General features: G+C 52.5%; 13 protein-coding genes. 11 read left to right on the forward strand and 2 right to left on the reverse strand.

Annotation, left to right across the window (positions count from 1 at the left end):
- On the reverse strand, nucleotides 1-552 hold a 552-nt coding region (locus ACEQ15_RS14805), incomplete at its 3' end, for an AMP-binding protein (RefSeq protein ID WP_370279991.1).
- Nucleotides 553-693: 141 nt separating this feature from the next.
- On the opposite strand from ACEQ15_RS14805, the gene ACEQ15_RS14810 reads away from it, so the two are divergent.
- From ACEQ15_RS14810 to ACEQ15_RS14835, 6 genes are all read left to right on the forward strand, one after another.
- Nucleotides 694-927, forward strand: coding sequence for a VF530 family DNA-binding protein (locus ACEQ15_RS14810; protein WP_370279992.1), 234 nt, complete (start codon nucleotides 694-696; stop codon nucleotides 925-927).
- A gap of 9 nt (nucleotides 928-936) precedes the next feature.
- A complete protein-coding gene (locus ACEQ15_RS14815; protein ID WP_370279993.1) occupies nucleotides 937-1419 on the forward strand; it encodes a peptidylprolyl isomerase in 483 nt (160 codons plus the stop codon).
- Nucleotides 1420-1555: 136 nt separating this feature from the next.
- On the forward strand, nucleotides 1556-1954 hold the full coding sequence (locus ACEQ15_RS14820; RefSeq protein WP_370279995.1) for a hypothetical protein: 399 nt from the start codon (nucleotides 1556-1558) through the stop codon (nucleotides 1952-1954).
- An 88-nt stretch (nucleotides 1955-2042) separates the two neighbouring features.
- A complete protein-coding gene (locus ACEQ15_RS14825) occupies nucleotides 2043-2651 on the forward strand; it encodes a methylthioribulose 1-phosphate dehydratase (RefSeq protein WP_370279996.1) in 609 nt (202 codons plus the stop codon).
- A complete protein-coding gene (gene mtnC / locus ACEQ15_RS14830; RefSeq protein WP_370279997.1) occupies nucleotides 2651-3328 on the forward strand; it encodes an acireductone synthase in 678 nt (225 codons plus the stop codon). The genes ACEQ15_RS14825 and mtnC overlap by 1 nt, the downstream gene beginning before the upstream one ends.
- A 10-nt stretch (nucleotides 3329-3338) precedes the next feature.
- Nucleotides 3339-3884, forward strand: a complete 546-nt coding sequence (locus tag ACEQ15_RS14835) for an acireductone dioxygenase (protein WP_370279998.1) — start codon at nucleotides 3339-3341, stop codon at nucleotides 3882-3884.
- Nucleotides 3885-4016: 132 nt separating this feature from the next.
- Here the strand turns inward: ACEQ15_RS14835 and mtnA are convergent, their stop codons facing one another.
- Nucleotides 4017-5036, reverse strand: coding sequence for an S-methyl-5-thioribose-1-phosphate isomerase (mtnA, locus tag ACEQ15_RS14840; protein WP_370279999.1), 1020 nt, complete (start codon nucleotides 5034-5036; stop codon nucleotides 4017-4019).
- Nucleotides 5037-5175: 139 nt separating this feature from the next.
- On the opposite strand from mtnA, the gene mtnK reads away from it, so the two are divergent.
- From mtnK to ACEQ15_RS14865, 5 genes are all read left to right on the forward strand, one after another.
- Nucleotides 5176-6384, forward strand: coding sequence for an S-methyl-5-thioribose kinase (gene mtnK, locus ACEQ15_RS14845; RefSeq protein ID WP_370280000.1), 1209 nt, complete (start codon nucleotides 5176-5178; stop codon nucleotides 6382-6384).
- Nucleotides 6385-6555: 171 nt separating this feature from the next.
- Nucleotides 6556-6825 carry an STAS domain-containing protein gene (locus ACEQ15_RS14850; protein ID WP_370280001.1) on the forward strand — a complete coding sequence of 90 codons (270 nt, stop codon included), beginning with the start codon at nucleotides 6556-6558 and terminating at the stop codon, nucleotides 6823-6825.
- Between the two features lie 53 nt (nucleotides 6826-6878).
- Nucleotides 6879-9548, forward strand: coding sequence for a chemotaxis protein CheW (locus ACEQ15_RS14855; RefSeq protein ID WP_370280002.1), 2670 nt, complete (start codon nucleotides 6879-6881; stop codon nucleotides 9546-9548).
- A 39-nt stretch (nucleotides 9549-9587) separates the two neighbouring features.
- Nucleotides 9588-10109: a chemotaxis protein CheW gene (locus ACEQ15_RS14860; RefSeq protein ID WP_370280003.1), complete on the forward strand. Its 522-nt coding sequence runs from the start codon at nucleotides 9588-9590 to the stop codon at nucleotides 10107-10109.
- Nucleotides 10110-10222: 113 nt separating this feature from the next.
- The coding region (locus tag ACEQ15_RS14865; protein WP_370280004.1) for a methyl-accepting chemotaxis protein at nucleotides 10223-12099 on the forward strand (1877 nt) is incomplete at its 3' end.

A 12099-nucleotide genomic window follows, 5' to 3' on the forward strand; every position in this document is an offset into this window, starting at 1 on the left:
CTGACCAAAGCGATCCAGTGTCCCCGGAACACCGAAGTCGGGTGAACAGGAGCTCCAGACTGCACCAAGCGAGGTGGCCGCCAGCATTGCGATAACTGCTTCGGGACTGTTGGGCAGGTAGCCGGCAATGCGATCACCTGGCTTTATCCCTTGTGCTTTTAATGCGGCAGAAAGTTGCGCGACTTGCTTGTAGAGCTCGGCGTAAGAGAGTGTTTTCTGTTTACCGCTTTCGTTCCAATTAACAAGGGCAGGTTCGTTGTCGCGGTAGCGCAGCAGGTTTTCGGCAAAGTTAAGCTTGGCATCGGGAAACCAGCGGCTTTTGTAAAAGGGTCGCTCCTGCTCCAGTACATGTTCGCTCTCGGCGGATGCGACAACCTCAGCAAAGTCCCATAACAATTTCCAGAACACCTGGGGGTGTTTAATAGACCAGCGGTGAAGCTCACCGTAGGTGGTCAGGTGCTGGTGGTGTTGAGAGTTGATTAACCGCATGAACTGCCCCATCTGGCAGCTGCGGATCTGCTCTGCGTTGGGTTGCCAAAGTGGATCGCTCATTGAGCACCTCAGTGCCAGCATGGCCTGTTTTGGATTGATCATTCCTTATCTTAAAACTCGTTTAAGATAAGCGATTCGTCAAGCTATGCTTTGGCGTATAATATGTCGCAATAATTCGCCATCTTGCGACCAGGTAAGTAGATGACCACACAGAAAAATAACCCGCTTCACGGTATCACGCTGGAACGTATCGTGACGGAGCTTGAAGCACACTACGGCTGGCAACGGCTGGGTGAGCTGATCAATATTCGCTGTTTTAAAAGTGATCCGAGCGTGAAGTCGAGCCTGAAATTCCTGCGAAAGACCCCGTGGGCGCGGGCCAAGGTGGAAGAGCTGTATATGAAGACCCAGGCTTCACCCTGGGGGCAGAACTGAGAGAAAAAAATGGAAATTACTAAAGATACTGTTGTGACATTCCACTACGTGCTGACCGAAGTTGATGGTGAGCAGGTGGAATCTTCCTACGATGTGGACCCAATGGCATTTCTGGTGGGCCACCAGAACATCTTCCCGAAGCTGGAAGAGGCACTGATGGGCAAGTCCGTAGGTGACAAAGTCAGCGCTACTTTGGCGCCGGTTGATAGCTACGGTGAGCGTCAGGAAGGCAATACACAGCGCGTACCGATCAAGCATCTGCTGACCAAAGGTCGTCTGAAACCGGGTCAGACCGTAAAAGTGAACACCGAACATGGCGCGCGTGATGCGACAGTTGTTAAAGTGGGCTTGAAGAACGTGGACCTGGACACCAACCATCCGCTGGCGGGTAAACACCTGCAGTTTGATATGGAAGTGATGGAAGTCCGTGAAGCTACGCAGGAAGAGCTGGATCACGGTCACGCCCACGGTGTAGGTGGTCACCAGCACTAAGTGATTTATCCTCGTTAGATGAATAAGTTGCATGATAAGCCCGGTGTTGCGGAGTAATCCGCCGCCGGGCTTTTTTGTTCTACGCTATCTTTTTTACTGGAACCCCTGTCAAATCTGCGCTTAGGAGGAGTTGGTCATGCCAAGTTTCAGTAAACAAAGCCAGCAACAGCTGAGTACTTGTCATCATGATCTTCAGGCAATCTTTACCGCGGTAGAACGTACGATTGATTGTGAAGTTAGTTGTGGTCACCGTTCCAGGGATGAACAGGAGAAGGCGTTTGAGGAAGGCCGATCCGGTTTCCACTGGCCTGAAAGTCATCACAACGATAAACCGGCAATGGCCGTCGATGTTATGCCGGCAGATATTGACCCCGAGGACCTGCGACGTTGGCACTGGTTTGGTGGTTACGTACGTGGCCTGGCGGATCGATTGTACGATGAAGGTGTGGTTACTCACCGTCTGCATTGGTCCGGAGAGCAGGGCGATCCGGAACTGAGCAAGTACCCCCATTTCGAGATCTATTTGCCGCATTAGATTTCATCGCTGTAAATGCAGACTGTCGTGACAGCGCATTTGCAGTACACTAGCGACCTTATTCATAGCTGTAATAGTAAGGTTTAAGGTGCACGCACAGCAGATTATTGAGGCCGGACGCTGGATCGACCAACAGGGTTGGTGCCCGGCGACGGGTGGTAATTTTTCTATCCGACTGGATGCCGACAGTGCCTTGGTCACTGCGTCAGGTTGCCATAAAGGGCATCTGACCGATGACGATTTTCTGGTCGTTGATCTTAATGGCGAACCGATAGGTGACCTCGCCGGTCGTAAACCTTCCGCCGAGACACTGCTGCATACCCGGCTGTACGCATTGGATGGGCAGATCGGTGCGGTGTTGCATACCCACTCTGTCGCTTCAACCGTCCTGTCCCGCCTGGAGACCAGTGACTGGTTTGAGCTGTCCGGCTATGAGATGCAGAAATCCCTTTCGGGTAACGCTACCCATGATGAAACCATCCGCTTGGCGGTATTCGACAATACCCAGGATATGACACTGCTGGCTGATCAGCTCAGTGCGCGCTGGGCTGATCAGCCGTTGCAATGGGGTTTTCTGGTGAGTGGGCATGGTCTTTATGCCTGGGGGCGTGATATGCAAGAGGCCCGTCGTCACCTGGAAGGTCTGGAATTTCTATTTGCCTGTGCGCTGGAGATGCGCCGACTTGGAGCAAACTGATGGCAATTCGAGCTATTTTGACCGATATCGAAGGCACAACCACCGATATCAACTTCGTTCACAAAACACTGTTTCCGTATGCAGCTAAACATCTGCCCGACTATGTGCGCGCAAACCTGCAAGAACCCGCCGTTCAGCAGATTCTGGATGATGCCCGGCAGGAGATCGGTCAACCGGATGCCGACGCAGAGACACTGATTGATGCTTTTCTCGGCTGGATCGAGGCGGATAAGAAAGTCACCGCGCTGAAGGCATTGCAGGGGCTGATCTGGGTTAACGGATACCAGCAGGGTGACTTTACCGGTCATCTCTACCATGATGCGATCACCTACCTGCAGGGTTGGCATGAACAAGGCTTCAAGCTCTATGTGTTCTCCTCCGGTTCGGTGAAGGCGCAGAAACTGTTGTTTGGTTACAGTGATGCCGGTGATATCACCGGACTGTTCAGCGGCTATTTCGACACCACAACCGGGCATAAGCGTGAGCAGGCATCCTACGAGGCGATTGCAGAGACGATGGGGTTGCCAGCAGCTGAGGTGCTGTTCCTGTCCGACGTGGAAGAGGAGCTGGATGCGGCGCGTGATGCGGGCATGCAAACCACGTTGCTGGCACGGGATGAAGAGCCGGAAAGCAGTGCGCATCCGGTTGTATGTAGTTTTGACGAGATCGAACTGTAAGGAGTAACACGTGAGCGCGTTAACGATCTATCCGGAAAGCAATCCTCAGTCGGTGCTGCAGCAAACTGAAGACGGTGCAGTGATTAAACAAGCCTTGGCCGAAGTGGGTGTGCGTTTCGAGCGCTGGGAAGCATCAGCGCCGCTGACGGCGGAAACCTCTGCAGACGAAATCCTGGACACGTATAGTGCTCAGATCGAAGCACTGCAGGCCGCAGAGGGATATGTCACCGTCGATACCATCAGCCTGGCATCTGACAACCCGATGAAGGATGAACTGCGTCAGAAGTTTCTTAGCGAGCACACGCACAGTGAAGACGAGGTGCGTTTCTTTGTGCGCGGTGAAGGGATGTTCTACCTGCATCTGGACGACAGGGTATACAAAGTGCACTGTTGCAAAGACGACCTGATCTCGGTACCTGCCAATGCCAAACATTGGTTTGATATGGGGCCGAACCCGGACTTTACCGCAATCCGCTTCTTTAACAATCCAGATGGCTGGGTCGCGAACTATACCGGTGACGAGATCGCCGACGGTTTTCCAAAGTTCGATAGCTGATCGGTTTTCGCTGCCGGAGCAAGGTAGTAAATGCTGAATCTACAAAGCCCGATTCGTAGTTTGAATCGGGCTTTTTTGTGTCTGACGACTTATACCGTTATCTTGCGCGTATATTGATAAACTTGTGCGGAGTTATCGGTTAGCCAGAGCGCCGGCCGCGATCTGAGCCTGATCAAACACACCGTTGTCCAGAATCCATCCCGTAACCAGCTTGGCTGGTGTTACGTCAAAGGCCGGGTTAAATACCTTGGCTTCGGCTGGGCTCCAGCATACGTCACCAAAGCTACCGCTCACACCGCGTACCTCTGCTGCACCGCGTTGTTCAATCGGGATTGAATCGCCATTTGGGCATTCAAGATCAACGGTGGTGTAGGGCGCTACGACGTAAAACGGCACATTGTGGTAGTGGGCATTCACGGCTAGCGAGTACGTGCCCACCTTGTTGGCAAAATCGCCGTTGGCAGCAATGCGGTCCGAGCCAACCAGAATCGCGTCTACCTTACCTTGGGCCATCAGCATCGCAGCCATGTTGTCGCAGATCAGGGTGTAATCCATGCCGAGCTGCTGCATTTCCCAGGCGGTCAAGCGTCCACCTTGCAATAGAGGGCGGGTCTCATCGACGAACACATGGGGCGCCTTCCCTTGTTTTTGCAGTTCGGTAATCACGCCGATGGCTGTGCCTGCTCCCGCAGTCGCCAGACTGCCGGTATTGCAGTGAGTCAGAATGTTAGCGCCAGCTTTTATTAAAGCTGCGCCGTTAGCAGACATCTTCTGGCATAACTCAATATCCTCTTCAAACAGTCGCACTGCCTGTAAAGGCAGTGCAGCTGGGCCACCAACGTTGAGTGCCTGGAGCATGGAATCGAGGTTGTTCATTAGGTTAACCGCAGTTGGGCGGGCTGCACGCAGTTGTTCAGCTGCTTCACGAAGCTCTGGTTCGGGCAAACCTTCCTCCGCCAGACGTGCAAGCAGCACGCTGGCACCAATACCGATCAGCGGCGCACCACGAATCTGCAGCTTTTTGATCATATCGATCATTTCTGCAGCGCTGTTGCATGGAAGCCAGCGCTCGCAGTGGGGCAGTTGATGCTGATCGAGGACTTCCAGCTGATTGTTGATGCAACGGATGCTGGTGGCGATAAGGTCTTTCATCGGTGCAGGCGCTCGTAACGGATAATATGCGCCGTACCTTAGCAGAGCTTGTTTGGGGGTTAAACTGCCATATTTATTCCTGCGGAGTTAACAGGTATCTTGAGGGGCTTCGGTAGTGTCTGGTAACAAAGGTCTCCTTATGAGCTTCAGAAAATTCGAACAAGATGAAGAGTTGATCCTGTTTGTGCGTGAGCACACGGATCTGTTTGCGGCAGACGATGAACTGACGGTGTCAGAGATCGGTGATGGCAACATTAATTTTGTGTATCGCATTGCCGCAGCCAACGGTCCAAGCGTGATTGTAAAACAGGCACTGCCGTATGTTCGTATTATTGGGGAGGGTTGGCCGCTCTCTCAGGATCGTGTTCGTATCGAAGCGGAGTCTTTGCTCATTGCCGGTAAATATTGCCCGGACCTGGTGCCGCATGTGTATCACTTCGATGCTGAGCTGTGTGCCATTGTGATGGAGGATATCGGTGCGCAGGAAAATTTGCGTCATCTGCTGGTCGAGCGTCGTCGCTTACCTCTGCTGGGTGAACACCTTGGGCGCTTTTTGGCATCTACACTGTTCTACACCTCTGATTTCTATTTGGATGCTTACGAGAAAAAAGAACAGGTGCGCGGCTTTATCAACCCAGACTTGTGCAAGATCACCGAAGATCTCTTCTTTATGGATCCGTACTGTGACCACGAACGCAACAACATCAATGACTTTGTTCGCGAACAAGCGGAAGCGCTATGGGACGATGAAGTCCTGAAGCGTGAGGTGGCTAAACTGAAAGCACGTTTCCTGAGTCAGCCTGAAGTGCTGCTGCACGGTGACCTGCACTCTGGGTCGGTATTTGCCAGCGACACCGGCACCAAGGTAATCGATCCGGAATTTGCCTTCTGCGGTCCGGCGGCCTTTGATGTGGGCTCTATTATCGGCAACCTGTTCCTGAACTTTGCAGGTCAGAGCCAACAAACCGGCGAGCAGGAAGAGCGGACGGCGTATCAGCAGTGGTTGCTGGAAACTGCTGAGACCGTGTGGACGACATTCGCTGAACAGTTTCGTGCGTTGGTATCTGAACACGGAACCGAGCCAACCCTTTGCCAGAAGGCCTATCTGGACTGGTATCTGGATCAGGTGTTCCAGGATACCCTGGGTTACGCCGGTACCGAGATGATCCGTCGCACCATTGGGCTTGCGCATGTGGCAGATATCGAGACGATCGAAGATCTGGAAAAGCGCGCTGAAGCGGAGAAGCTGTCCCTCGCGATTGGTCATGCGTTGATCGTCCAGAGAGGGGAGTTTGAAACGATCCGCGCCCTAAAAGAATTTATAGAAAGTCGCTACTTTAGCAAATAAAGCTACGCGACAATCTGGACAAGCCTGACTTTTATCCTAGGCTGTATGCAGCACATTGAACCTTCGTGTCGACCCGGCACGAAAAGTTCTAAAGTTATGATGCCGTGCGCCGAACACCTCTAGAAGAATTCTAGGGATCCTCCGCTAGTAAAGGATAGATCGGGTTTACCTATGCAAGAGTTTAACCTGCCTGAAAGCCCGTCCATTGTTGGTGTGCGGGCTTTGCACCTACAGCTGACCGAGTTAGCTGCATCTCGTTCTGATGTTTCCATCAGCGCCTCCGAAGTTGCTACGATCGACGCATCTTCGCTACAAACACTTACCGCTTTTGTAATTGCTCAGAAGCAAAACGGTCACAGAGTTGAGTGGAAAAAATGCTCTGCCCCGTTTCTTGAGGCCGCAGCTTCGCTCGGCTTAAAAGAACAGCTTGGTCTGATTTGAACGGAGCATAGTAATCATGATTTGCACTGGCTTTGTAAAAGAGAGCAATAGCTATGAGTATTGATACCAGCGAATTTTTAGACGTGCTGATGGAAGACAGCATGGAGGCGCTCTCTGATATGGAGACCTCACTGCTGGAGCTTGATAATGGCGGCGATGATACTGAGCTGATCAATACGATCTTTCGTGGCGCACACTCTATCAAAGGTGGCAGCGGTATGCTGGGCCTGGACGAGATAGCTGGTTTTACCCACCTTATGGAAACCTTGCTTGATCAGGTGCGCGAAGGCGTACGCAAGATCGACATGCCCATTGTTGGCTTGCTGCTGGAATGTGTGGATGCCCTGCGGGGTATGTTCGACGCGTTAAAAGATGGCAGTGAAAACGATGCGACACTGATTGCCAATCTGAAAGAGCGCCTGTCTGCAACGCTGGAAAACCGTCAGCCTAATATCCAGAGTGCAGAGCCTGTTGTACAGGAAATCCTGGAGGTGCCAGAGCTTGAGCTGGACGTTATTTCCGTGCCTGACCCTGAGCCCGTTGTCGAGCCTGAGCCATCCCAGGCTGAAGAGCCCGCGTTTTATCAGGAAGAGTCCATACTGGATGAGCTTGCGGCAGCTGATGCCGAACTAGCCGTTCCGAGCGGAACTGAAGATGCCGGAATGGACGCGCTGCTTGCGCCTGCAGACGACTTCACGATGCCTGGATGGGCAGTTCAGTTTGTACCGGATCACGATCTGTTCCTGAGCGGCTATGACCCGCTGGAGCTGATCAATCAGCTTACCGAGTTGGGTGGTGTCGACGTTAAATGTGATGCCAATGTGATGCCCGCATTGCAGCGTATCAATCCAGAACAGTGCTATCTGGCCTGGGATATCAACATCATTACCGAAGCTGATGCCGACGCAATCCGTGCTGTCTTTGCGCCGGTGATGAATCAGTGTGAACTGATTATTGAGCCTTTGCAGGAAGCACATGCCAATCAGCTGCGCGCAATCATCGCAGAACAGGAAGCGAGCCGGAAAGAAGCATCCGGTCAGGATGCTGTAAGTTATCTGCGAGAAACGGTACTGGGTAGCGGTACGGCACCGGAAACCGAGATCGCGGAGCCAGTTACTACGGATATGGACGAGCCGCTGGTGTCGGATGAGGTTGTTGAGCCTCTATCTCCACCAGAGCCGGCTGTTATAGTCGAAGAGTTAGTGACGTCTCCTGCTAGCGCAGAACCCGAGCCACAGTGTGAGCCGATGCCAGACCCGGAACCAGAGCCTGAAACAGCGCGGATTGAGGTTGCCGTTACGGATATCATTGAGCCGGCGCCTGATGCTTCAGAAGCTATCAGCACAGAGGTTGCGATCGATTCTGATGTGAAGTCAGAACCTGAGGCTGAAGAAAGCAGCGTACAAAGCGAGCCTACTCAGCAGGAAGAGAAGGCGGCTGTGACAGACGTTGCTCCAACTCCAGCCCCGGCTGCAACGCCTAAACCATCTGCAAAGACATCGGGGCGTATTGCCCGCGAGCGTAAAAACAGTGAAGCAGGCGGTTCGATCCGCGTTAGCACACAGAAAATTGATGCGCTGATCAATATGGCCGGTGAGCTGGTGATCACGCAAGCAATGCTGGCGCAGCTGGGTGAAAAGCTGGAAGACACCGGTTTGCAGGAGATAGAACACCTGCGTGATGGTCTCGCTCAGTTGGAGCGTAATTCCCGTGAGTTGCAGGATGCCGTTATGAGCATCCGTATGCTGCCAATCAGCTTTGCATTCAGCCGCTTCCCGCGCATGATCCGTGACCTGACCACCAAAATGGATAAAAAGGTGCGCCTGGTAACCACCGGTGAGCAGACTGAGCTGGATAAAACCGTGATGGAGAAGATCGGTGATCCGCTGGTGCATCTGGTGCGCAACTCCTTCGATCATGGCATCGAGATGCCGGAAGATCGCCGTAAGGCTGGAAAGGATGAAGTTGGTACCATCGAACTGAATGCTTACCATCAGGGCGGCAATATCGTTATTGAGGTTGTTGATGACGGTAAGGGGCTCGATAAGGACGTCATTATTGCCAAGGCCCGCGAAAAGGGCTTGCTGGGTGAAGATGAACAGGTTCAGGAAGATAAAGCGTTGGAACTGATCTTCGAGCCAGGGTTCTCTACTGCAGCAGAGGTCAGTGATCTGTCTGGACGTGGCGTCGGCATGGATGTGGTGCGCCGGAATATCCGTGATCTGGGCGGCCATATCGAACTTGACTCCACGCCAGGCGAAGGTACTCGATTTACCATTCGCCTCCCGCTCACGTTGGCGATTCTGGATGGGCAGCTGGTAACAGTGGGTGATGAAACCTTTATCGTGCCGCTGATCTCCATCGTGGAATCTTTGCAGATTCAGCCGGAGCAGATGAAAACTGTTGCAGGGCAAAACGAGCTGTATCACCTGCGAGAGGATTACATCCCTGTCGTTAAACTGTATGAATTGTTTGATATTAAGCGTCCAGCCAATGCGGGTCAGGAGCACGATTTGCTGGTGGTTGTAGAGGGCGACGGAGAAAAGATTGCACTGCAGGTAGACGACCTGCTCGGGCAGCAGCAGGCATTTATCAAGAGTCTGGAAACTAACTTTAAACCGGTAACCGGGATCTCGGGGGCGACCATTCTAGGTGATGGAACCGTATCGTTAATTCTGGATGCTGGGGCTATCGTACGCATGGCAAGCAAAAGTGCAGCGTAAAGGCGAGAACATGATCAAGCAAAAGGCAGGAGAGCGGCAATGAACAGCTCTGTGCAGAACGTTGAAGAAACAAATCTCGGCATGGGCGTATCCGTGGGGGAGGATCAGTACCTCTCCTTCATTATCGCTGAGGAAGAATACGGTGTAGATATTCTGCGCGTGCAGGAGATCAAGGGGTGGAGTAAAACCACACCAATCCCAAATACTCCGGATTACATTAAAGGGGTTATGAATCTGCGTGGTGCAATCGTACCGATTATCGATTTGCGCGAGCGCTTTGGTCTGCCGCCACTGGAGTACGGCCCGATGACGGTCGTAATCGTACTGAGTGTTCAGTGTGAAGAGCGCGAACGCCTGATGGGTATCGTTGTTGATGCTGTATCTGATGTTTACAACGTTAAACCGGAAGACCTGAAACCGGCGCCGGATCTGGGTGGAAAACTTCGCTCCGAGTTTGTTAAAGGGCTGGCAACGGTCGATGAAAAGTTGATGATTGTGATCGAGATCGACAGTTTGCTGAACTCCGATGAGCTTTCACTGGTTAACGAAGCTGGCGCCTGAGCGCATTGCTAGCAAAATAATCTGGGTCTATTGATTTGCACCGCTGCAGGTGAAAAGACCGATAAGAAAAACGCAGCCACCGGATGGTAATGCGATAAAGAGGTGAACAGACCATGACCGCGATTTTTGATGATCTTGATGTAATGTCAGACATTATGGAGCATGCGCCGATCAACATTATGATCGCCAATGTCGAAGAAGATATCGTGTTCGTAAACAAGAAAGCGCGCGACGTACTGAGCTCGGTTGAAAGTGATATTGCTCAGTACATTCCGGGTTTTCGTGCCAGTGAGGTGGTGGGAGGCAGTATCCATCGCTACCACAAAGACCCTGAGCCTATTAAGCAGATGTTGCGTGCCATGGGGCCGGGTGATTCCCGCCAGGGTGTAATCACTCCAGGGCCATATCTGTTCGAGCACGAGACGCGACCTCTTTACAACAAGAATGGAGAGAAGCTGGGATACATCGTTCAGTGGAATGATGAAACAGCACGCCGTCACGCACAGGATGAAGCGGATCGCATGAGTTCTGGTGTGGAAGGTGCGAGTAACGCGCTGATGATGTGTGATGAAAACCGCATCATCACTTTCTTGAACCCTGCAGCACACCGCCTGCTGGCCCGTCGTGAAGCCACCTTGCGCCAGCACTTACCATCCTTTGATGTGAATAACCTGGTAGGAACAACGATCGACGTGTTCCATCGTCACCCTGCTCACCAGCAGCAGTTGCTTGCTGACCCGAGTAGGTTGCCATACACCGGACAAATCAAATTGCCGGGTGTTGTACTGGAAATCACTGCAACCATGATCACCAACAGTGAGGGAGAGTACCGTGGCAACATGGTCGAGTGGCGTGATATTACTGATGAAATAGCAACTGAGAATGCGATTCAGGATCTGATTGAGGGTGCCCTGCGAGGCGAATTAACCAACCGTCTTGAAATTCCGCAAACTGAGGGATTCACCAAATCACTGTGCGAGTCCATTAACCGTCTGATGGATGAGATTATCCGTCCAATCCGCGACACCTCTACTGTAATTAAGGGGTTGGCAGAGGGTAATCTGACGAACCAGATTACCACGGACTATGAAGGTGAATTTGGCGCATTGAAGCAGTCTGTGAATTCATCTATCAGCAATCTACTGGGTATGGTGACCGAGATCCGTGAAGTATCGATGAATATCGGTACTGCGGCAGGAGAGATCTCTGCCGGCAACACAGACCTGAGCCAGCGTACAGAGCAGCAGGCGGCCAGCCTGGAAGAAACCGCTTCTTCCATGGAAGAGATGACCAGCACCGTTAAGCAGAATGCAGATAACGTTAAGGATGCGAGTCGTCTTGCAGACGGAGCACGTGAGCAGGCTGAGAAAGGTGGCCAGATCGTGGCATCCGCTGTGACTGCCATGGGTGAGATTAACTCCCGCAGTAAGAAGATCGCAGACATTATCGGTGTGATCGACGAGATAGCGTTCCAGACTAATATTCTTGCGCTTAATGCTGCTGTTGAGGCTGCACGCGCCGGTGAGCAGGGTCGTGGCTTCGCAGTTGTTGCTGCGGAAGTTCGTAACCTGGCACAACGCAGTGCGAGTGCGGCTAAAGAGATCAAATCTCTGATCAACGACAGTGTTGAGAAGGTGGAAGAAGGTACTCGCCTGGTGAGTGATTCCGGTTCCAGCCTTGAGCAGATTGTTGCCGCGGTGAAACGTGTGAGTGAAATCGTTGCCGAGATTGCCGCGGCGAGCGAAGAGCAGTCCATTGGTATCGAGCAGGTTAACAAGGCAATTATGCAGCTGGAGCAGGTAACCCAGCAGAACGCTGCACTGGTCGAGCAAGCCGCGGCCAGCAGTGAAGCGATGAGTGACCAGTCACAGAACCTTAATAGCCTGATTGGCTTCTTTGACACCGGCGCGGGTAACCAAGCAGTCGCTGCAAGAGCGATTGGTGGACGTACTCGACGAGCACCCAAATCTGCTCCATCTGCTGCCCCAGC

This window comes from Pontibacterium sp. (assembly GCF_964228735.1).
Lineage (GTDB): Bacteria > Pseudomonadota > Gammaproteobacteria > Pseudomonadales > Balneatricaceae > Pontibacterium.